The organism is Rhodoferax sp., assembly GCF_018780565.1.
Classification (GTDB): domain Bacteria; phylum Pseudomonadota; class Gammaproteobacteria; order Burkholderiales; family Burkholderiaceae_C; genus Rhodoferax.
This window is the reverse complement of record NZ_JADMJN010000003.1, coordinates 500,931-523,078: the sequence shown is the minus strand read 5'-3', so window position 1 is coordinate 523,078 and position 22,148 is coordinate 500,931. Positions and strand designations below refer to the sequence as shown.

General features: G+C 60.2%; 18 protein-coding genes and 1 tRNA gene. 13 read left to right on the top strand and 6 right to left on the bottom strand.

Going from position 1 to position 22,148, the window contains the following annotated elements; genetic code table 11:
* Nucleotides 1-3 precede the first annotated feature (3 nt).
* Nucleotides 4-906 (bottom strand): cysteine synthase CysM, encoded by a 903-nt coding sequence (cysM, locus tag IV109_RS06390; RefSeq protein ID WP_296693899.1) that lies wholly within the window; start codon nucleotides 904-906, stop codon nucleotides 4-6.
* Nucleotides 907-947: 41 nt separating this feature from the next.
* Between cysM and IV109_RS06385 the strand changes: the two genes are divergently transcribed.
* Nucleotides 948-1,032: transfer RNA gene (locus tag IV109_RS06385), tRNA-Leu, on the top strand.
* 193 nt (nucleotides 1,033-1,225) lie between these two features.
* On the opposite strand, the gene IV109_RS06380 is transcribed toward IV109_RS06385, so the two are convergent.
* Together IV109_RS06380 and IV109_RS06375 are read right to left on the bottom strand one after the other, a co-directional pair.
* Nucleotides 1,226-2,440, bottom strand: a complete 1,215-nt coding sequence (locus tag IV109_RS06380; RefSeq protein WP_296693897.1) for a fatty acid desaturase — start codon at nucleotides 2,438-2,440, stop codon at nucleotides 1,226-1,228.
* Between the two features lie 143 nt (nucleotides 2,441-2,583).
* On the bottom strand, nucleotides 2,584-3,855 hold the full coding sequence (locus tag IV109_RS06375) for an RsmB/NOP family class I SAM-dependent RNA methyltransferase (protein ID WP_296693894.1): 1,272 nt from the start codon (nucleotides 3,853-3,855) through the stop codon (nucleotides 2,584-2,586).
* A 16-nt stretch (nucleotides 3,856-3,871) separates the two neighbouring features.
* Between IV109_RS06375 and IV109_RS06370 the strand changes: the two genes are divergently transcribed.
* The 5 genes from IV109_RS06370 (at nucleotide 3,872) to IV109_RS06350 (ending at nucleotide 9,023) form a co-directional block, all read left to right on the top strand.
* On the top strand, nucleotides 3,872-4,117 hold the full coding sequence (locus tag IV109_RS06370; protein WP_296693891.1) for a DUF1653 domain-containing protein: 246 nt from the start codon (nucleotides 3,872-3,874) through the stop codon (nucleotides 4,115-4,117).
* Nucleotides 4,118-4,292: 175 nt separating this feature from the next.
* A complete protein-coding gene (locus IV109_RS06365) occupies nucleotides 4,293-5,741 on the top strand; it encodes an efflux transporter outer membrane subunit (protein WP_296693888.1) in 1,449 nt (482 codons plus the stop codon).
* 26 nt (nucleotides 5,742-5,767) lie between these two features.
* On the top strand, nucleotides 5,768-7,078 hold the full coding sequence (locus IV109_RS06360) for an efflux RND transporter periplasmic adaptor subunit (RefSeq protein ID WP_296693887.1): 1,311 nt from the start codon (nucleotides 5,768-5,770) through the stop codon (nucleotides 7,076-7,078).
* Nucleotides 7,075-7,812 (top strand): ABC transporter ATP-binding protein, encoded by a 738-nt coding sequence (locus IV109_RS06355; protein ID WP_296693884.1) that lies wholly within the window; start codon nucleotides 7,075-7,077, stop codon nucleotides 7,810-7,812. The genes IV109_RS06360 and IV109_RS06355 overlap by 4 nt, the downstream gene beginning before the upstream one ends.
* A complete protein-coding gene (locus IV109_RS06350; RefSeq protein ID WP_296693881.1) occupies nucleotides 7,812-9,023 on the top strand; it encodes an ABC transporter permease in 1,212 nt (403 codons plus the stop codon). Before IV109_RS06355 ends, IV109_RS06350 begins: the two co-directional genes overlap by 1 nt.
* Before the next feature lie 55 nt (nucleotides 9,024-9,078).
* On the opposite strand, the gene purN is transcribed toward IV109_RS06350, so the two are convergent.
* On the bottom strand, nucleotides 9,079-9,672 hold the full coding sequence (gene purN, locus IV109_RS06345) for a phosphoribosylglycinamide formyltransferase (RefSeq protein WP_296693879.1): 594 nt from the start codon (nucleotides 9,670-9,672) through the stop codon (nucleotides 9,079-9,081).
* 13 nt (nucleotides 9,673-9,685) lie between these two features.
* On the opposite strand from purN, the gene IV109_RS06340 reads away from it, so the two are divergent.
* The 4 genes from IV109_RS06340 (at nucleotide 9,686) to IV109_RS06325 (ending at nucleotide 14,328) form a co-directional block, all read left to right on the top strand.
* Nucleotides 9,686-10,396 carry a YceH family protein gene (locus IV109_RS06340; RefSeq protein WP_296693877.1) on the top strand — a complete coding sequence of 237 codons (711 nt, stop codon included), beginning with the start codon at nucleotides 9,686-9,688 and terminating at the stop codon, nucleotides 10,394-10,396.
* Between the two features lie 78 nt (nucleotides 10,397-10,474).
* Complete coding sequence (locus IV109_RS06335) at nucleotides 10,475-11,653, top strand: acyl-CoA dehydrogenase family protein (RefSeq protein ID WP_296693874.1); 1,179 nt, start codon at nucleotides 10,475-10,477, stop codon at nucleotides 11,651-11,653.
* A 68-nt stretch (nucleotides 11,654-11,721) separates the two neighbouring features.
* Nucleotides 11,722-12,837, top strand: a complete 1,116-nt coding sequence (locus IV109_RS06330; protein WP_296693871.1) for an acyl-CoA dehydrogenase family protein — start codon at nucleotides 11,722-11,724, stop codon at nucleotides 12,835-12,837.
* An 81-nt stretch (nucleotides 12,838-12,918) separates the two neighbouring features.
* Nucleotides 12,919-14,328 carry an alpha/beta fold hydrolase gene (locus tag IV109_RS06325; protein WP_296693870.1) on the top strand — a complete coding sequence of 470 codons (1,410 nt, stop codon included), beginning with the start codon at nucleotides 12,919-12,921 and terminating at the stop codon, nucleotides 14,326-14,328.
* Between the two features lie 52 nt (nucleotides 14,329-14,380).
* Here the strand turns inward: IV109_RS06325 and IV109_RS06320 are convergent, their stop codons facing one another.
* Nucleotides 14,381-16,678: a DUF1631 domain-containing protein gene (locus IV109_RS06320; protein ID WP_296693867.1), complete on the bottom strand. Its 2,298-nt coding sequence runs from the start codon at nucleotides 16,676-16,678 to the stop codon at nucleotides 14,381-14,383.
* Nucleotides 16,679-16,851: 173 nt separating this feature from the next.
* Nucleotides 16,852-17,409, bottom strand: coding sequence for an HNH endonuclease (locus IV109_RS06315; protein WP_296693865.1), 558 nt, complete (start codon nucleotides 17,407-17,409; stop codon nucleotides 16,852-16,854).
* A 176-nt stretch (nucleotides 17,410-17,585) separates the two neighbouring features.
* Here IV109_RS06315 and IV109_RS06310 point away from each other — a divergent pair, with 176 nt between their 5' ends.
* The 3 genes from IV109_RS06310 (at nucleotide 17,586) to lspA (ending at nucleotide 22,129) form a co-directional block, all read left to right on the top strand.
* Complete coding sequence (locus tag IV109_RS06310) at nucleotides 17,586-18,596, top strand: bifunctional riboflavin kinase/FAD synthetase (protein WP_296693863.1); 1,011 nt, start codon at nucleotides 17,586-17,588, stop codon at nucleotides 18,594-18,596.
* Between the two features lie 159 nt (nucleotides 18,597-18,755).
* The gene (ileS, locus tag IV109_RS06305) at nucleotides 18,756-21,632 is read left to right on the top strand and encodes an isoleucine--tRNA ligase (RefSeq protein ID WP_296693861.1); all 2,877 of its coding nucleotides are present in this window, start codon (nucleotides 18,756-18,758) and stop codon (nucleotides 21,630-21,632) included.
* Entirely contained in the window at nucleotides 21,632-22,129 is a 498-nt protein-coding gene (gene lspA / locus IV109_RS06300; RefSeq protein ID WP_296693858.1) for a signal peptidase II, read from the top strand. The genes ileS and lspA overlap by 1 nt, the downstream gene beginning before the upstream one ends.
* Nucleotides 22,130-22,148: the final 19 nt, after the last annotated feature.

Below are 22,148 nucleotides of genomic sequence, written 5' to 3'. Positions count from 1 at the left end.
GATTTAAGCGGGAAAGACGCCGGTGGACAAATAGCGATCGCCTCGGTCGCAGACGATGAACACGATGGTTGCCTGGGTTTCGCGCCTGGCGATTTCCTGCGCCACCCAGCAAGCACCGGCGGCCGAGATACCGGCAAAAATGCCTTCTTCACGCGCCAATCTGCGGCACATGTCCTCTGCGGACTCCTGGCTCACGTACATCAACTCGTCCACGTTGGTCGGACTGTATATTTTTGGCAGGTACTCTTGCGGCCACTTCCGGATGCCGGGAATGCGAGAGCCTTCGTTGGGCTGCACGCCAACGATTTGAATAGCCGGATTTTTTTCTTTCAGAAACTTCGATACACCCGTGATGGTGCCGGTGGTTCCCATGGCACTCACAAAATGCGTGATTTTGCCGTGCGTATCGGCCCAGATCTCCGGCCCGGTTGTCTCATAGTGCGCGCGCGGGTTGTCGGCATTGCCAAATTGGTCCAGCACGCGCCCCTTGCCTTCCCGCTGCATTTGGTCGGCCAGATCCCGGGCGTACTCCATCCCCCCGCTTTTGGGCGTCAGGATCAGCTCAGCGCCAAAGGCTTTCATTGTTTGAGCACGTTCGATCGACAGATCTTCGGGCATGATCAAAATCATGCGATAGCCTTTGATGGCGGCCGCCATGGCCAAAGCGATACCGGTGTTACCCGAGGTCGCCTCAATCAGCGTATCGCCCGGCTTCACTTCGCCACGGTCTTGCGCGCCCTGGATCATGGCCAGTGCCGGACGGTCTTTGACGGAACCGGCAGGGTTATTTCCTTCCAGCTTGCCCAAAATGACATTGCCGCGCTCGCGGTTTTCTGCACCGCCAATGCGTTGCAACATCACCAACGGAGTTTTTCCGATGGAATCTTCAATTGTTAGGTATTTCATAGCCCACACTGTGCCATAATTTCGTTCTTCGCTTCTTGCTTGCCCGGGTGGTGAAATTGGTAGACGCAGGGGACTCAAAATCCCCCGCCGCAAGGCGTGCCGGTTCGATTCCGGCCCCGGGCACCATAGCTTTTCAGCTATGGTTGTAAAAGAAGTAGGCGCAATCTTCAGATTGCAGCATGCCTACCAGCCAACTCCCTTTAAATAGTCTTTCGCATTTGTGCTGCCGTTGTTAATGCATCTATTTAGCCGCGCCCATGAAAAAGCCGGGAAACTCCCGGCTTGAATCACTCGGAGGCGGGCATCAAATGCCCATGCTTCAGGCTTGGGCCGCGCGCAACCTCATAGAGAACTCCTGCAGGGCCGCAATGCCACTGGCCTCTGCCTTGTGGCACCAGGCCTGCAGGTCTGCGGCAAGCTGCTCGCGGGTATGCGAGCGGCTCAGCCACAACTGGCGCAACTCTTCGCGCATGATCACCATCTTGTCCAGCACAGGCGAAGCAGCACGGGCCATGACAAGGTGGGGAACCGCTGCAGCAGGTATTCTTTCGGCATCGCGGTGCATCCAGCGCCGGGCGGCCTTGATAACGGCGGCGTCGGCGCTGCGCGTCTTCATCGCTTCCAGCTCGTCCTTGAACGCACGTCGCATGTCTTTGGCGTAGCCAGCCATGATTTCATAGCGGTTGGAGATCAAGGCTTCCAGCGTTTTTTCATCGGCTACTGGCCGGATATCCCCCAAAGCCAACTTGGGCGGGGTCTTCTTGACCGTTGCCAATCCCACTTTTTGCATCAAGCTGATATACATCCATCCGATGTCAAACTCGTACGGCTTGACAGAGAGCTTGGCCGAAGTGGGATAGGTGTGATGGTTGTTGTGCAACTCTTCGCCGGCAATGATGATGCCCCAAGGCGAAATATTGGTGCTGGCATCGGGCGCCTCAAAATTGCGATAGCCCCAAAAGTGAGCCGCTCCATTGATGATGCCGGCCGCCATGATCGGCGTCCAGGCCATTTGCACAGCCCACACGGCCAGACCGGCAGCGCCAAACAGTGCCATATCAATGACCAGCATCAAGCCCACGCCCTGCCACGAAAATCGGGTGTACACGTTGCGCTCGATCCAGTCGTCCGGCGTTCCATGACCAAAGCGGGCCATGGTTTCCATGTTTTTGGACTCGGCCCGGTACAACTCAGCCCCTTGCAGCAACACGGTTTTGATACCGTACACATGCGGACTGTGCGGATCTTCGGCCTGCTCACATTTGGCGTGGTGCTTGCGGTGAATGGCCGTCCACTCTTTCGTGACCTGACCGGTAGTCAACCAAAGCCAGAAACGAAAGAAATGCGAGGCAACAGGATGTAGGTCCAGCGAGCGGTGGGCTTGATGACGGTGCAGATACACCGTCACACTGATCATCGTCACATGGGTCACGGTCAGCGTGAACAGCACAATTTGCCACCATGCCAGATTCCAGAAACCGTTTGCCAACCAGGTAATTGCCGCGTTCAACACAGCCCAATCAGGTAACAACATATTCAATAATGTCTCTCAACGACGAGTAGTAATAATGGTAAGTTAAGCGCAGCGGACAACTGCGCGCCTCAAGCCATGTAGTCTAAGGCTTTCGGGTATCCATCAGCGCATACCCATACAGATCGGGATGAAGCCGCTGAAGTTCAAGCTTTCTGCCAGACTGCCGCAAAGAATCCGTCTGTTTGATGCCGATGCGGCCATAAACGCAGGTATTTCTGGCCGTTTTCCCCGCCGCTGCACAAACTTGCGGCGCCTTCCACTTTCAAGCTGGCCAAAATTTCGCCCGTATCCAAAGAGGTGAAGTCCGGGTTGGCTGCGGAAAAGGCCTCGGCGATAGCCTCGTTCTCCTGCGGCAACACGCTGCAAGTGGCATACACCAGCCGTCCGCCGGATTTCAGCAAGCGCGCTGCACTTTGCAGAATGGCGGCCTGCTTGACTGTCATCTCCTGCACCGACTGCAGGTTTTGTCGCCATTTGAGATCGGGGTTGCGTCGCAGCGTGCCCAAACCCGTGCAGGGCGCATCCACCAGCACCCGGTCGATCTTGCCGGACAGGCGCTTGACGCGGTCATCCCGCTCGTGCGCGATGGCCGCCGGGTGCACATTGGACAGGCCGCTGCGGGCCATACGTGGCTTGAACGAGTCCAGCCGACCCGCTGAGGTATCAAAGGCGTACAGACGCCCCGTGCTGCGCATGGCAGCCCCGATGGCCAGTGTCTTGCCACCCGCACCCGCGCAGAAATCGACAACCATCTCACCACGCTTGGCGTCCAGCAACATGGCCAGCAGTTGCGAGCCTTCGTCCTGCACCTCGAAATCGCCCCGGGTAAAGGCTTCCATCTTGTTCAAGGCGGGCTTGCCCGCAATGCGCAGGCCCCACGGTGAGAATGGCGTGGGGACCGCCTTGATACCGGCTTTGGCCAACTCTTTCTGGACGTCGGCGCGCTTGGCTTTGAAATCATTGACCCGCAGATCCAGACCGGCGCCACGGTTCAGGCTCTCCACCAATGGCCAGAATTCATTCCCCAACTGATCCTTCAAGGGTTGCACCAGCCATTCGGGCAGGTTGTGGCGATGGCGCTCCATCAAATCGGCCTCGTTGACCTTTTCGCACTGATCGAGCCAGTTGACTTCCTGCTCAGTCAAAGCGCTGCGCAGGAAATCGCCGGGACCGTAAAAGCCCAGAATCGCCAGCCGACGCTCCTTGGGGCCACTGCCGGAAGGCGCGTAGTGGTCAAACAGCAGTTTCTTGCGCAGAACGGTGTAAACCGTTTCGGCCATGGTGGCGCGCTCACGCGGCCCCAGACCGCGATGGTCACGGAAAAACCGCGAGACAATGGCGTCTGCGGGATGGTCAAATTTGAGAGTGAGCCGGACCAACTCGGAACAGGCTTCTAAGAGAGCTTTTGGATGCATAACCTAGGATTGTCCCATGAGTGACGAAAATCTCCCTGCCTTGACCGCCACGCCCACCGGCCTATACCGCCATTACAAGGGAAACCTGTACGAAGTGGTGGACACGGTGCGCCACAGCGAGACCCTTGAGCCGATGACCCTGTACCGGGCTCTGTACGGGGAGCGCGGCCTGTGGGTTCGCCCATCGGCGATGTTTAAAGAAGAGGTGACGGTGAACGGCGTGATGCAAGCTCGATTCACCAAAGTTGACAACGAAAATTAACTCTACCCCCTGTATTCATTGGGCAGTAAGCTATTGATTCAATAGCGATCAGGCGCCGGAAAAAGTTGATTGACAGCGCCGGGCGGCTTTACATGTCTTCACAGACAGGACACACCCGCTACTTTTTGACTCAGGACAATGTGGCGTTAAGCTGTACTCCTACAGTCAAAGATACATGCACTCCCCTACTCCAGACTTTCCTTGCCCCAACCGGTCGTTGCTGCGCAGCACACTCCTACCCCTCACTACCAGCATCGGAATCGTATTGGGCCTCAGCGGCTGTGCGTCCTGGTTACCCCAGCGCGAAGCCAGCACCGCCCTGACCGTGCCTGCGGCATGGTCCACCTCTGCCTTGCCCGGCGCATCGTCCCTATCTTCTGCAGACCCTACACGGCTTGCGCAATGGTGGCAGCGCTTCAATGATCCGTTGCTGACCACCCTGGTCACACAAGCCTTGCAAGCCAACACCAGCGTGCGCGCCGCACAGGCGGCCTTGCAACAATCGCGGGCCCTGCGTGACGTGAAGACCGCTGGCATGTGGCCTGGCGTGTCTGCCTCAGGCTCGGCACAGCGCACACAGTCCGGCAGCAACGACCCCAGCAGCACCTTCAAGGCTGGATTTGATGCCAGTTGGGAGCCCGATGTGTTTGGCGGCAAACGCAAGGCCGTCAACGCCATCGAAGCAGATGCGCAGGCAGCGCAGGCATCGCTGGCCGATGTGCAGGTGTCCGTCGCGGCGGAAGTCGCCCTGGCCTATATCCAGTTGCGCGGCCAGCAGGCCCAGTTGGCCGTTGCCCACACCAACCTGGCGAGCCAGAACGAGACGCTGCAAATCACCGACTGGCGCGCCCAGGCCGGGCTCACCACATCTCTGGAAGTGGAGCAGGCCCGTACTGCCAGCGAGCAAACCGGTGCGCAAATTCCCGCTTTGCAGGCCAGCACGGCCAAGACCCGCCACAGCCTGGCCGTGCTGACCGGCCAAAACCCGGATGCCCTGCAGGCGCTGTTGTCATCAACTTTGCCCATACCCCAGGCCGCTGGCGACTTGACCCTGAACATCCCGGCGCAGACCCTGCGACAGCGCCCGGATGTGCGTGCGGCGGAGCATCGCATCAGCGCTGCCCTGGCTCGGGTGTCGGCCGCCGATGCCGCGCGCTACCCCAGCTTCTCCCTGGGCGGCTCCCTGAGCGTGAGCGCCCTGACCCTGAGTGGACTCACCAGTGGGGCCACCGTAGTCAACGCATTGCTGGGCGGCATTTCCGTGCCACTGCTGGACGCGGGCGCAGCCAAGGCGCAGGTGCAAGCGCAGGAAGCGGCACTGGAGCAGGCCCGCGCCAGCTACCAGTCTGCGGTGCTGACCGCGCTGAAAGATGTGGAGGACGCGCTGGTGGCATTGAACGGCGACCGCGAGCGGCTGACGCGGCTGCAAAATGCGGCCACCGCGGCAGGCAATGCGGCCCTGATGGCCCAACAGCGCTTCAACAGTGGCTTGATTGACTTTCAGACCGTCCTGCAAACACAGCGCTCCCTGTTGAGCACACAGGACAGTGTGGCCAGTACCCAAGCCGACATCAGCGCCGACCACGTGCGCCTGTACAAGGCACTGGGCGGCGGCTGGAACTGAACAACCCGACATTACGACGATCCATCATGACCACCCCCAGCACCCACAGCGTATCCCATTCAACCACGGAGCTTCAAGCCATGCTGGACGAAGCCCCTTCCCGCGCCTGGTGGCGCCGCCCGCTCGTCTGGGGCATCGCCGCCCTGCTGGTGTTGTTCATTGCGGGCGTCTGGTTCTGGCAAGCGCGCAGCAACAACAATGCAGCGCCGGTGTACGTGACTGAGGCGGTGAGCAAAGGGAACCTCACCTTGAGCGTGACCGCCAATGGCACCCTGCAGCCCACCCGCTCGGTCAGCATTGGCAGCGAGCTGTCCGGCACCGTGCTGCGTGTGCTCGTGGATGTGAATGACCGGGTAAAAAAAGGCCAGGTGCTGGTGGAGCTGGACACCTCGAAACTCAGCGACCAGGTCGCCCGCTCGCGCGCAGCCCTCAGCTCGGCCGTGGCCCGCGTGGCACAGGCCGCAGTCACCGTCAAGGAAGCCCGGGGCAACCTGGATCGCCTGGAAGAAGTGGCCCGCTTGTCAGGCGGCAAGGTGCCGTCCAAAGCGGAGCTGGACACCGGTCGCGCCACGCTGGAGCGAGCCCAGGCGGATGAGACAAGCGCCCAAGCCGACGTGGTAGCCGCACGCGCGGCCGCCGCCACCGACGAAACCAATCTGTCCAAGGCATCGATTCGTTCGCCGATTGACGGCGTGGTACTGACCCGCTCGGTGGACCCCGGCAACGCAGTGGCTGCGTCCTTGCAGGCAGTCACCCTGTTTACCATTGCTGAAGACCTGTCCAAGCTCCGGCTGCAAGTCAATGTGGACGAGGCCGATGTAGGGTCCGTCAAGGTCGGTCAAAAAGCCAGCTTCACCGTCAGTGCCTACCCTTCCCGCAAGTACCCGGCCACCATCACCCGCGTGGCCTTTGGCTCTACCACCACGGACAACGTGGTGACTTACGTGACTTACCTCGATGTGGACAACACCGATCTGAGCCTGCGCCCCGGCATGACCGCAGCCAGCACCATCACCTCCACCGAGCGGCAGGATGTACTGCTGGTGCCCAACACGGCGCTGCGCTTTTCACCCACCCAGGGCGGCAACGCGGCGGCCAAGTCCGGCGGCGGCATTGTCTCCAGCCTGCTGCCCCGCATGCCACGTAGCGGGGCAGCCAAGTCTGCCACCGGCGCGGGTCCCGCCAAGCAAGTGTGGATACTGCGTGAGGGCACTGCAGCACCAGTGGCGGTCAGTGCCGGGATCAGCGACGGACGCATGACCGAGATCACCGGTGGCGAATTACAGCCAGGCATGCTGGTGATTACCGATCAACGCAGTGCAGGCGCCACGCCATGAGCGACGCCCCCCTGATCGAACTCAAGCGGGTGACCAAGGTCTATGGGCAAGGTGCTACGGCCTTGCAGGCACTCAAAGGCGTGGACCTGATCATCGAGGCAGGCGACTTTGTCGCCATCATGGGACCCAGCGGCTCGGGCAAGTCCACGGTCATGAACATGCTGGGATGTCTGGACACACCCACCACGGGCGAATACCTGTTTCATGGCGTGCATGCCGAAACCCTGTCACGCGACCAGCGAGCCCGCCTGCGCCGGCGTTTTCTGGGTTTTGTGTTCCAGGGTTTCAACTTGCTGGCGCGCACCTCGGCCCAGGAAAATGTCGAATTGCCTTTGCTCTACCGCGGCGAATCGGCCAGCGTGCGCCATGCGGCAGCGGCAAGGGCACTGGCACAGGTGGGGTTGACCGGCTGGGAGCACCACACGCCTGCCGAACTGTCGGGCGGACAACAGCAGCGCGTAGCCATTGCACGCGCCATCGTGACCGAACCCGCCGTGCTTCTGGCGGATGAGCCCACCGGCAACCTGGACACCCATCGAAGCCGCGAGATCATGGACCTGCTGTGGTCACTGAATGTGGAGCACGGCATCACCGTGCTGATGGTCACGCACGAAGCCGACATGGCCAGCTACGCCAAGCGCATCGTGCGTTTTGTGGACGGCGTCGTGGAGAGCGACACGCTCAACCCGCATCCCGCGGGCCTCAAAGCCGTGCACACCGCAGAGGCTCGCTGATGTTGCTCAACACCCTGATGCTGGCCTTGCGCTCGATCCGGCGCAACCTGCTGCGCTCCTTCCTGACAATTCTGGGCATCGTGATTGGCGTCAGCGCCGTCATCACCATGGTCACCCTGGGCAACGGCGCCACCATGGCGGTGCAAAACCAGATCTCGGGTCTGGGCACCAATCTGCTGCAAGTACGCCCCGGCCAGCGCATGATGGGCCCAGGGGGGGGCGGAGGTGGTGCCCCGTCGTTCAAGGAAGTGGACGCCGACGCCATTGCCAGCCAGATTGGCGGCATCGCTGCCGTGGCCCCCGAAGCGCGCACTGCCAGTACGGTGGTGGCCAATGGCCGAAACTGGACCAGCAGCATCATCGGCAGTACCAATGGCTGGCTGCTCACCGGCAACTGGAAGATTGGCGATGGCCGCGTTTTTTCCGACGACGAACTGCGCGCTGGCGCGGCGGTATGCATGATTGGCGAGACCGTGCGGCGAGAACTGTTTGGCAAGCGTCCGGCCGTTGGCGAACAACTGCGGGTGAAACAAATATCCTGCGAAGTCGTGGCCGTGCTGGCCTCCAAAGGCCAGGGCAGCTTTGGCAATGACCAGGACGATGTGGTGCTGGTGCCCATCAAGACCCTGCAGCGCCGGATCACCGGCAGCACACGCGTCAATACCCTGCTGGTGTCGATGATGGACGGCAGCGACGCCAGTCGTGTCAAGGCTGGCATCACCCAACTGCTGCGCGAGCGCCGCAAGCTGGCCCCGAGTGATGAAGACAATTTCAATGTGCTGGACACCAAGCAACTCGCCGAAGCCCTGTCGGGCACCACCAAGGTCATGACCATGCTGCTGGGCGCGGTGGCCGCCGTGAGCCTGCTGGTGGGCGGCATCGGCATCATGAACATCATGCTGGTCAGCGTCACCGAGCGCACCCGCGAGATCGGGTTGCGCCTGGCCATTGGTGCGCTGGAACGCGAGGTACTGCTGCAATTCCTGATCGAAGCGGTGGTGCTCTCGTCCCTGGGCGGGCTGATCGGCATTGTGCTGGCCACCGGCGCCTCATTGGGCCTGGCCAGTGTGATGGAGGTGCCTTACCTGTTCAACCCGGGCGTCAATCTGCTGTCATTCCTGTTCTCAGCCGGTATTGGCGTACTGTTCGGCTACTTTCCGGCTCGCCGGGCTGCACGACTGGACCCGATCGAAGCGCTGCGCCACGAATAGCGCTACAGATTCAATGGAAAATGGGCCCTGGCCCTTACAAAATATACGTAGTCAGCTATTTTTTTCGTAGCAGATCAGCAATCGCCCTGGGATAAATGATGTGTTCCTGCGTGAGCACACGGGCAGCCAGGGTGTCAGCGCGGTCCCCTGGCAACACCGGCACAGCAGCCTGATCCAAAATGGGGCCGTGGTCCAGATCAGCGGTCACCAGGTGCACCGTGGCACCGGCAAACCTGCAGCCTGCATCCAGTGCCCGCTGATGCGTGTGCAAACCACCGAACGCGGGCAAGAGAGAGGGATGGATATTGGTCATCCGCCCGGCATAGTGTTCAACAAAACCGGGCGTGAGAATGCGCATGAAACCCGCCAGCACCACCAGCACCGGGTGCCCGGGCGTGTCGTAACGGTCGATCAATGCCATCAGTGCCGCGTCAAAAGCCTCACGCGAGGCAAAGGTCTTGTGATCCAGCACCTCGGCGGCGAGGCCGTGCGCGCGCGCAAAAACCAGCCCCCCGGCATCAGCCTTGTTGCTGACGACAGCCGCCACGCGTGCGCCATATTGTTCAGCCCAATGGTCGCGCTGCGCAGTATTTACGATGGCTGCCATGTTGGACCCGCTGCCAGAGATCAAAATAACGATGTTTTTCATACCGGCCTGAATTATGACCTTCACACCATCGAGTACCTCCACCGCATCCGCGGCCGCACCATCCCCGATTCACCTGGACCCGGTAGAGGCCCGCGTGCTGGCCACACTGATGGAAAAGGCCCGCACAGTGCCGGACAGTTACCCGCTGACACTCAATTCGCTGATGCTGGGGTGCAACCAGAAAACCAGTCGCGATCCGCTCATGGAGCTGGACGAAGCCCAGGTTGCCGCCGCCATCGATGCCTTGAAATCGGCCAATCTGGTGCGGGAAAGCAGCGGCGGGCGCAGCACCCGCTACGAACACAACTTTCAGCGCGGCATTGGGGTGTTCGAACAGTCCGCTGTGCTGCTGGGGCTGTTGATGCTGCGCGGTCCGCAAACCGCCGGCGAATTGCGGCTCAATTCCGAGCGCTGGTACAAGTTTTCCGACATCTCGTCTGTGGAAGGCTTTCTGGAAGAACTCCAGGACCGCGCACTGGAAAAAGGCGGCCCGCTGGTCGTGAAACTGTCCCGAGCACCCGGCACCCGGGAACAGCGCTGGGCACATCTGCTGTGTGGCCCGGTGGACCCCATGCAAACGGGCGCCAGTGGCACCACCGGCAACCCTGGCGGCGGCAACACCCTGGAACGGATTGAACGACTTGAAACGGAAGTCACACAGTTGCGTGAAACAGTGCAAAAATTGTGCGCTGAATTGGGCATGTCGCCACCTGGACAGACATAATCGAACGATCGTGCTAAAAACACGCCCGTTACGATCACAATTTCTCTTTGCAAACCGGTTTATTTGGAGAGCTTTTTTATGGATTTGGCATTTACCCCCGAAGAGCAGAAATTCCGCGAAGACATTCGCGCCTGGGTGCGCGAGAACCTGCCCACCGATATTTCTCACAAAGTACACAACGCCCTGCGCCTCACGCGTGACGATATGCAGCGCTGGGCCAAGATTCTGGGTAAAAAAGGTTGGCTCGGCCATGCCTGGCCCAAGGAATTTGGCGGCCCCGGCTGGAATTCGGTGCAAAAGCATTTGTTTGAAGAAGAATGTGCCCTCGCCGGCGCTCCCCGCGTGGTCCCCTTCGGGCCCGTGATGGTAGCGCCCGTGATCATGGCCTTTGGCACGCCCGAGCAACACAAGCGCTTTCTGCCCGGCATCGGCAGTGGTGAAGTCTGGTGGAGCCAGGGCTACAGCGAACCAGGTTCCGGCTCGGACCTGGCCTCGGTCAAAACCCGCGCTGAGCGCCAGGGCAACAAATACGTGGTCAACGGCCAGAAAACCTGGACCACCCTGGGCCAGTACGGCGAGTGGATTTTCTGCCTGGTGCGTACCAGCAACGAAGGCAAACCCCAGACCGGCATCAGCTTCCTGCTGATCGACATGAAATCACCCGGCGTGACCGTGCGCCCGATCATGCTGCTGGACGGCGAGGCCGAAGTCAACGAAGTGTTCTTTGACAATGTCGAAGTCCCCGTTGAAAACCTGATCGGCGAAGAAAACAAGGGCTGGACGTATGCCAAGCACCTGCTGAGCCATGAGCGCACCAATATTGCCGATGTCAACCGCTCCAAGCGCGAACTCGATCGCCTCAAGCGCATCGCCAAGGCCGAAGGCGTATACAACGACGCCCGTTTCCGCGACGAAATCGCCAAGCTGGAAGTGGACGTGGTCGCGCTGGAAATGATGGTCCTGCGCGTGCTGGCCGCCGAGAAATCCGGCAAGCAATCGCTGGACGTCGCCGGCCTGCTGAAGATTCGCGGCAGCGAAATCCAGCAACGCTACAGCGAGCTGATGATGCTGGCCGCTGGCCCGTTTGCCCTGCCGCTGATCCATGAAGCCATGGAAGCCGGCTGGCAAGGCGATGCCGTCGGTGCTGTCCATTGCGCACCTCTGGCATCCACCTACTTCAACATGCGCAAAACCACGATTTACGGTGGCAGCAATGAAGTGCAACGCAACATCGTTTCCCAGGTCGTCCTGGGCTAATTGCGGGACAGGCAGCAGACGCTTGGCAACAAGCCCTGTCCTCAACTGAATGTAAAAGGATAAACATCATGGATTTTGATTTTTCTGACGATCAAGAACAACTGCGCGATGCGGTTCGCAAATGGGTAGACAAGGGCTACACCTTTGAGCGTCGCCGCGCCACAGTCAAGGCTGGCGGGTTTTCACGCGACACTTTCAATGAACTCGCTGAATTGGGCCTGTGCGGCCTGTACGTGCCCGAAGCCAATGACGGCATGGGCATGGGCCCGGTCGAAGGCATGGTTGTGATGGAAGAACTGGGCCGCGGCATCGTGCTGGAGCCATTTGCGCAAAGCCTGATTGCCGGTGGTGTGCTGAGTGGCTATGCACCTGACGCGGTCAAATCTGCCTGGCTGCCCAAGGTCGCCAGCGGCGAAGCGCTGGTGGTACTGGCGTACCAGGAAAGAGCCGCGCGTTACCAACTCGACGTATGCAATGCCAAGGCTACCAAGGCTGGCGCGGGATGGACACTTGATGCTACAAAAAGCGTAGTCCCCGCAGGCGATCAGGCAGATGCTTTCCTTGTCCCGGCTACGGTTGACGGCAAGATTGCCCTGTTCCTGGTGGAGCGCAGTGCCGTCGGCGTCACCACCCGTGGCTATGGCACACAGGATGGCAGCCGCGCAGCGGAACTCGCACTCAAGGGCGCAACGGCAACCCTGATCACTCTGGACGGCCTCACGGCACTGGAGCATGCGGTGGATATCGGCATTGCCGCCACCTGCGCTGAAGCTGTGGGTGTGATGGACAAAACCATGGCCATCACCGCTGAATACCTGAACACGCGCAAGCAGTTCGGCGTGGTCATCAGCAGCTTCCAGTCCCTGCGTCATCGTGCATCCGACATGAAGATGCAGCTGGAACTGGCCCGCTCGATGAGCTACTACGCGTCGCTCAAACTCAATGCACCGGCACCGGAGCGTCGTGCGGCCATGGCCCGCGCCAAGTACCAGTTGGGCAATTCCATGCGTTTCGTGGGCCAGCAAGCGGTGCAACTGCACGGTGGCATCGGCGTGACCGACGAATACATCGTGAGCCATTACTTCAAGAGGCTCACCCAGATGGAAATGACCTTTGGCGATACCCTGCACCACCTGGGTGAAGTATCGAGCCGCATGCAGGACACAGCAGGTGTGTTTGCATAAATCCTGAGAATGGGTAACACCCCATTTTCATCAGGCCCGCAGTTTCACGACTGGCGGGTCTTTTTTTTCAAGGAGCCTGAAGTGAATATCCCCCTGTGCACCACCCGTCGCTTGTTTCTGGGCCTGACGGCCAGCGCCCTGCTGCTAAGCGCTTGCGCGACACAGCCGGCCCTCGATGAAGCGCCACCGATTGTGTTCGTGCACGGCAATGGGGATACGGCTGCTCTCTGGCAAACCACGTTCTGGCGCTTCGAGTCCAATGGCTGGCCGCGTGCCCGACTGCATGCCATTGACCTGCCCTACCCGGCGGCCCGCGATGACGATACCAAAGAGCAGGCGGGCCGCACCTCGACCACCGAACACATGAACTACCTCAAGAGCGAGGTCGAGAAAGTGCTCAAGGCCACCGGCGCACGCAAAGTCGTGCTGGTAGGCAATTCGCGCGGTGGCAATGCCATTCGCAATTACATCGAGACAGAATACAAGCGAGGCGGCAGTGAAGCGGTCAAGGTCAGTCATGCCATTCTGGGCGGCACACCCAACCACGGCGTGTGGGCGATCAAGGGCTACAACGAGAAGAATGAGTTTTCCGGCACCGGCCCCTTCCTCACCGGTTTGAACGCCGCCCGTAACGCAGCGGGTGACGAAGTGACCCCAGGTGTGAAGTGGATGACGATTCGCTCCGACCACAACGACAAGTTTGCCCAAGCCGATGGCGTCTGGATCGGCGCCAAAGGCACCGCCACCAACGTCACGTTCGCGGGCCCGGAACTCAAGGGTGCCAACAACGTGATCATCCCCGGCATCGACCACCGCGAGACCTCTTTCTCGCCAGCCGCCTTTGAGGCCACTTACCGCTTCATCACCGGCCATGCACCGGCTATCAGCCGCATCCAGAACGAGGCGTCGATCGTGCTCAACGGCAAGCTCAGCGGACTGGGTCTGCAACCGAACGATCCAAAGTCCGGCAACTATGTCAACAACCTGCTGTTGCAAGGCGCTGAGCTGACGGTCTATGCCGTTGCTCCAGGCACTGCTGCAAGACTCGGCACCGCCGCACACAGCAAAAAAGTGGGCGCAGACGGGCAGTGGGGGCCTTTCACAGCCCAGGAAGGGGTGCCGTACGAATTTGTGATCGCGGCACCCGGCTATGCCACGACCCATATTTACCGCAGTGCATTCCCTCGCTCCAGTGACATCGTGAACATGACGGCGGCACGCCTTGCGGACGCCGACAGGGGCGCCGCGTCCGTCGTCACCTTCACGCGGCCACGAGGCTATTTCGATGCACAGCGTGACAAGCTCAGTTTCGATGGCCAGACACCACCACCCGGCGTGCCCCCAGCGGGCGCCGGCGTATCCAGTTCCAAAATCAAAGTGAACGAGTCGGGACTTCGCGTCATCAAGGCAGAGTTCAACGGCGAGCACTTGGCGGGAAGAACCTGGCCCGCATCGGAAAACCGTGTTGTGGTTCTCGAACTGACCTACTGACCCACCAGCACAACTCGGGCGGACGTGACAACACGCATGGAACACCAACCGCCTAGGCCGCCTGTTTGTACTCCGCGTCGGACATGATCCGGTCCAGTGCCCGCGACACAATAGGCTGCTGATCTATCACGCTCAGCCGACCGCGCCGCAGCAAGGCAGCGACTTCCCTTTCGGAACGCACAAAGGCGTCAAACCCGTCTCGATTGGTGAACAACAAGCGCGTCCGCATGGGGCTCACCCAGCTCAAACGGCAGCGGTGATGCGTGGTGTCATTGACTTTGAAATCAAACCACAGCCCACGCGTGAAACCCTGGGCCATCTCATCGAACTCATCGCCTGCCGCGCCCGACAGCTGACCCGCCAGGCGCTGATCCAGTTCTTTAAGTGCATTCTTGCCCGCACTTTCTTCCAGCACTGCCGCCGCCGTGTCCACCGGGGCCGGCTGTGTCATGCGGATGGCCATCATGTGGGTGGCAATCAGTCGACGGGTGAAGGTGGCACGGTCTTCGCCCGTCCACTCAATCGCATCCAGACCGGCATTCAAACTGCGCACCAGATCGGGCAGCAGCGCCACCAGCTTGCGCCGGTCGTCCGCGTTGGTTTTGGGTTGGGTTGACCAGATCAGCTGGTCCATGGTGGTCAATGCACTTTCCCAGCGCGCGGGACCTTCGTCTGCATTCTCCCATGCACGGGCCATGACCTCACGCCATTGGGTCGTCAGGAAAGGCACCAGAAATGGCACCAGTGGCAACTCGGAAGGCAAGGCCTTGATGCGGGCATGCACCACCTCATCGGCATGGGCCTTTGCTTGTTCAAAGGCCTCACCCACACGCTCCTGGTCTGCCGCCGGTTCAATACGCCCCTGCGCCTGCTGCTCAGTCTCAAACAGGAACTCCGTGAACTCCAGCAGCAATTCACTGAACAGCTCAAGGTCATCCTCGAATTCGGTCAACACGCGCTTCACCGTGTTTTCAATACGAACATACAGGGGATCGTTCTCACCCTTTTCGGGTGCCCAGGCCACGGAGGCCGAGGCCAGCGTATCCACCAGCCGGCGCGCCGGATGGGTGTCAGAAAGAAAAAAATCACGGTCGATCATGGCCGCTTTCAGAACCGGGATCTGCAAGCGCCCAATCACAAACTTCATTTGCACCGGAATGGTCTGGTCGGCAAAAACAAAATCAAAGACTTCAGCCAACGCATCCACCGTGCCCCGGTCAAGCTCGGGCGCGCGACGAACCTCTTCGCTGTCGCGCATCTGCCGCAGGATGTTGTGATCCTCCGGGTTCTGACCTTCCAGAATCTGGTACGAAGACGAAGCCCCTGCACCCGCCTGCAAGTCGCCCAGGTAGCCCATGAACTCGGGATCGGCGGCCGCATAGGTGGGACGGGTGCCGTCATCGGCGTCATTCTGGGCGGGCTGCGAGCTAAAGCCCAGCTTCTGCAGGAACTGGCGCGCATGTGCCGCAATGCTGCGTCCGGCAGGAGCCAAGCCGCTCCACGCCGAGCGGGGACCAGAGGACTCCAGACTGCCGAAATTCGAGGCATTGCCAGCCCCCGTATCACCACCGGACAGAGGCGCGGCAGCCGAACTCGGCCCCAAAGGCGAGAAGGAGGAGGATCCCGAACCTTCGGATTTTTTGATGCGATGGGCCGACTTGGCCTCAATCCCCGCATGCACCAGCGTCGCATTCAGGTCTGCGTACAAAGGTGCCAGGTCAATACTGTGCGCCGGCTCAAACGCCAGCATCAAATCCTCAGTGGCCTGCTCATCCAGCTCGCTCTTTTCCCAAGCCAGCAAAAACGCACGGACAAATACTTCGGGCCGAAACGGATTGCTGGACAGAACCGGCGCATCCTGCCCCAGCAAAACACCCAGGCGCTGGGTCAGCGGGCTGGTGCTCGTTTCGTAGTGGGCTGTAAAACGCTGCGCGACTCTATCAAGCAACAGGATTCGTTCAACCTCACCCACATCAATCAAGGACAGGGACATGCCATCAAGCGGGTCCGCGGGTGTGTACTTGCGAAACTCAGGCCCTGCCGCCTCGGGCAATGCCACACGAATTTCCTCGTCCAGTGAAGTTTGCAGCGCGGCCTGAAACGCGCGATTAAAGACCCCGGCCTGCTTGTCCAGCAGGATGCATGCATTGCGCATGTTCTGCGCCCTGGCTTGAGGTGGCCGGGCATCAATCAGATCCAGCAGATGTTCGCGTACCAGTTTCAGATTGGCGTCTTCGCGTTCCGCAAAATAGGCCAGGGTCTTGCCAATCAGGCTGCGAACGTGGCGACGCGCCTGAACCCGCAAATCACGATCAGCGGATTCAGAGGACATTGGAGAACGAATGGACATCCCTGTATTGCCTGCCGTCTTTGGATAATCTGAAAGTGTAGTGCCAGCGACACTCGAGTCAGGCAACGTTGCGAATGGCCACGCCCCGACAAGGTCTACCTTATCAGGAATCGACCGTAACAACTTGTAACAAATGTAGTTCCGACGCAAACGCGTTGGCGCAGATCAAAAAATCAAACGATCAATCGAGAAGACTTGGGCACATGGGCCATCAAAAATTCCATCTGGTCGGCCAGGATGCGGCGGTTGCGCAGAATAAAGTCTTCCCACAGGCTGGGCACATACGGCGCGTACAGCAAAGGCATGTGGGCCTGCTCAGGTGTGCGGTGGCTTTTGCGATGGTTGCAGGGCCGGCAGGCGGTAACCACATTCATCCAGACATCAACACCGTTTTGCGCGAACGGAATGATGTGTTCGCGCGTCAGATCTTCCTCGTGGAAATGATCGCCACAGTAAGCACAAATATTGCGGTCACGGGCAAACAGTTTGCTGTTGGTCAGGCCGGGCTTGAGGTTGAAGGGATTGATGTTGGGGACACCCCGGGTACCGATGATGCTGTTGACGGTGATGATGGATTGCTCACCGGTGATTGCATTGTGGCCGCCATGGAACACAGCGACCTTGGCGCCCATCTCCCAGCGCACCTCTTCGGCGGCGTAATGAATCACCGCCTGTTCAAGCGAAATCCACGACTGCGGCAAACCCTGGGCTGACAGCTTCAAGACCTTCAAAACACGCCTCCTGGTACAGATAAATGAACCACTGACACGAAATGCAATTGTCTCTGGCAGCGGAGCAAAATCCCATTGCAGCGCTGCTAAGCCACAATATACCCTGTTTTTGTGACAATCTGGCGTCATGCGCTTTCATCATCAGCGCGGCCTGCTATCAAAAAGATAACAATTCAATGAGAGTTTTTCGCGGTTTCAACCACCCTGGTGTGGCACAGGCTTGTGCCTTGACCATTGGCAATTTTGATGGCGTGCACCGGGGCCACCAGGCCATGCTGGCGCTTTTGCGCGGTGAGGCCCAGCAGCGTGGCATCCACAGCTGCGTCATGACGTTTGAGCCACATCCGCGTGACTATTTTGCCGCCGTCACCCACAAGCCCGAACTGGCGCCGGCACGCATCGGCACCCTGCGTGACAAACTGACTGATCTGGCGCAATGCGGCGTTGACCAGACCGTGGTTTTGCCTTTTGACGCCCGGCTGGCGTCGCTGTCACCAGAAGACTTCATCGACGAAGTTCTGGTCAAGGGACTGGGGGCCCAATATGTGCTGGTGGGCGATGATTTCCGCTTTGGCGCCAAGCGTGCGGGCGATTACGCCATGCTCGACGCCGCGGGTGTTGCACAAGGCTTTGATGTGGCGCGCATGAACAGCTACGAAGTGCACGGCCTGCGGGTGTCCAGTTCGGCCGTGCGCGATGCCCTGGGCCAGGGTCACATGGACGACACGGCCCGCCTGCTGGGGCGGCCGTACCGCATCTCCGGGCACGTGGTGCATGGCCGCAAGCTGGGGCGCGAACTTGGTTTCAGAACCCTGAACCTGCGCTTTGCCCACTGGAAACCCGCAGCGGGCGGTATCTTCGTGGTGCTGGTGCATGGCCTGAGCGATACACCATTGGCAGGCGTGGCCAACCTGGGCGTTCGCCCCTCTCTGGACCCCAACGATGTGAACGGCGGGCGTGTGCTGCTGGAAACCCATTGCCTGGATTGGCCATCCAGTCTGGGCACAGAGGGGGCATACGGTAAAATCATCCGCGTGGAACTGCTACACAAACTGCACGGCGAGCTCAAATACGACGGTCTGGATGCCCTCAAAGCGGGTATTGCCAAAGACTGCGATGACGCACGTGCCTATTTGGCTTCCCTGCACGCCCAGACGCATCGCCAAATGACGCGCGACCGAATTTAGACGGCGAAAAGTTTCGCCCGCCCACCCTTTGGGTTTGGGCCCTCGGATACTTTTCGCCGGCCCCCACCACCAAGGCAGCCTGGGGCGACGCGCTGCACCTTCTGGCTTTTCCCTAGTACACCCTACGCCGCATTGCGGCGAACCAGTTTCACCAGCATCATGAACGAATCCACTACACCTCCCGACAGCGCCAAGACCGACTACCGCAGCACGCTCAACCTGCCGGACACGCCGTTTCCCATGCGCGGCGACCTGCCCAAGCGCGAACCGGCCTGGGTCAAGGAATGGGAAGACAAAGGCCTTTACCAAAGACTGCGGGATGCGCGCCAAGGTGCACCCAAATTCGTGCTGCACGATGGCCCCCCGTATGCCAACGGCCAGATCCACATGGGCCACGCGGTCAACAAGATCCTGAAGGACATGATCGTCAAATCGCGCCAGCTCAAAGGCATGGACGCGGCTTACATCCCCGGCTGGGACTGCCATGGCCTGCCGATCGAAAACGCCATCGAGAAGAAGTTTGGCCGAAAACTGCCACGCGATGAAATGCAGGCCAAAAGCCGCGCCTATGCCACCGAGCAGATTGACCTGCAGCGCACCGATTTCAAACGCCTGGGCGTGCTGGGTGACTGGGACCACCCCTATCGCACCATGGATTACAGCAACGAAGCCGACGAAATCCGTGCCTTCAAGCGCGTGGTGGAGCGCGGCTTTGTCTACCGCGGCCTCAAGCCCGTTTACTGGTGCTTTGACTGCGGCTCCTCGCTGGCCGAGTTCGAGATCGAATACGCAGACAAAAAGTCGCAAACGCTGGATGTGGCCTTTCTGTGTGCCGAACCCGCCAAGCTGGCCACGGCCTTCGGCTTGAATGCACTGGCCAAAGATGCCTTCGCAGTCATCTGGACCACCACCGCCTGGACCATCCCCGCCAACCAGGCACTCAACCTGAACCCGGAACTCGTCTACGCACTGGTCGATACCGAGCGCGGTCTGCTGGTGTTGGCCGAGAGCCTGGTTGAGAAATGCCTGGGGCGCTACAAGCTTACTGGCACCGTGGTCGCCACCACCCAGGGCAAGAACCTGGGCGGCCTCAACTTCAGGCACCCCTTGGCCCATGTGGATGCGGGCTATGACCGCCTGAGCCCGATCTATCTGGCCGACTACGCCACCGCTGACGACGGCACCGGTATCGTGCACTCCGCGCCCGCTTACGGCGTAGAAGACTTTAACTCGTGCGTTGCGCACGGCATGAAGTACGACGACATCCTCAACCCGGTGCAGGGCAATGGCGCCTACGAACCCGAATTGCCGCTGTTCGGCGGGCAACACATCTGGAAAGCCTGCCCGGTCATCATCGACACGCTGCGCGACGCCGGTCGCCTGTATTGCACCACGGACATCGTTCACAGCTACCCGCACTGCTGGCGCCACAAGACGCCGGTGATCTACCGCGCGGCCGCCCAGTGGTTCATCCGCATGGACGACGGCGTGGGTGTCTTCACCAAAGACAAGGCACCCAAATCCCTGCGCCAACTGGCGCTGGATGCGATCGAGGAAACTTCTTTCTACCCCGAGAACGGCAAAGCCCGTCTGCGCGACATGATCGCCGGACGACCCGACTGGTGCATCAGCCGCCAGCGCAGCTGGGGGGTTCCCCTGCCCTTCTTCCTGCACAAGAACAGCGGTGAATTGCATCCCCGCACGATGGAGATTCTGGACATCGCCGCCGACATGGTCCAGCAAGGCGGTATCGAGGCCTGGAGCAAGGCCACGACCGAGTCCATCCTGGGTGAGCAAGATGCAGAGCACTACACCAAGAGCAGCGACATTCTGGAAGTCTGGTTTGACTCCGGCACCACGCACACCACTGTGCTCAAGGGCTCGCACGCCGGCAGCGGCCACGCCAGCGGCCCGGAGGCCGACCTGTACCTGGAAGGCCACGACCAGCACCGCGGCTGGTTCCACTCGTCGCTGCTGACGGCCTGCGCCATTTACGGCCGCGCGCCCTACAAAGGCATCCTGACCCACGGCTTCACGGTCGACAGCAAAGGGCACAAGATGAGCAAGAGCGCCGGCAACGGCGTGGACCCGCAGGAGACATCCAAGAAGCTCGGCGCCGAAATCATCCGCCTGTGGGTCGCCGCCAGCGACTACTCCGGCGACATTGCCGGAGACGACAAAATCCTGGCGCGCGTGGTCGACACCTACCGCCGCATCCGTAACACGCTGAAATTCCTGCTGGCCAACGTCAATGACTTTGACCCCGCAGTGGACGCTGTGCCGCTGGACCAGATGCTGGAAATCGACCGCTATGCCCTGAGCCGCGCGGCGCAACTGCAAGCTGACATCCTGGCGCACTACGAGGTCTATGAGTTCCACCCGGTGGTGGCCAAGCTGCAGATCTACTGCTCGGAAGACCTGGGCTCGTTCTACCTCGACATCCTGAAGGACCGGCTCTACACCACGGCGCCGAAATCGCTGGCGCGGCGCAGTGCCCAGACTGCTCTTTGGCAGATCACGCAAGCCATGCTGCGTCTGATGGCGCCGTTCCTGAGCTTCACGGCTGAGGAGGCATGGGCGGTGCTGGGCGCTGCGGGTAAAACGCCGACCGCAACCAAGGAATCCATTTTCCTGGACACCTATACCTCCATGGACGCAGCGGACGATGCGCTGCTAGCCAAGTGGACACGCATCCGTGAGATTCGCGATGTGGTGAACAAGGAAATCGAGGCTCTGCGTGCCGACGGCAAGGTGGGCTCGTCCCTGCAAGCCAACATTGCACTCACCGTAACGGCACAAGACCACAGCCTGCTGGCCAGTCTGGGGGATGACCTGAAATTTGTATTCATCACATCCGCTATTGATTTAATAGCTGGTGATGAAATCACTATAAGGGCCAGCACCTCAGAATCCACCAAATGCGAGCGCTGCTGGCACTACCGCGACGATGTCGGCCATGACGCAAGCCATCCCGGCATCTGCGGCCGCTGCACCAGCAACCTGTTCGGTGCTGGCGAAACACGGAAGTTTGCCTGATGGCGCGCGGCTCATCGTCCGGGGCTGGGGGCATGCTGCAATGGCTGGGCCTGGCTTTCATCCTTTTGATCGCCGACCAGTTCACCAAGGTCTTGATCGTTGGTTACTACCACTTGGGCGACAGCACCTATGTCACCAGCTTCTTCAACGTGGTTCGGGTGCACAACAGCGGCGCAGCATTCTCGTTTCTGGCCGGTGCTTCGGGTTGGCAACGCTGGTTCTTCACCGTCATTGGCGTGGTTGCGGCCGTCCTGATCCTGTGGATGCTGAAATCGCACGCGGGGCAAAAACTGTTTTCATTTGCGCTGGCGTGTATTTTGAGTGGTGCCATTGGCAATGTGATTGACCGCGTACTGTACGGTTACGTGGTGGATTTTCTGGACTTTCACTGGCGTAACTGGCACTTTCCAGCCTTCAATATTGCGGACAGTGCGATTACGATTGGGGCCATCTGTCTGATACTGGACGAGTTGCTGCGCGTGCGGCGCACGCGCTAGGCCCGCCTTCAACGCAGGG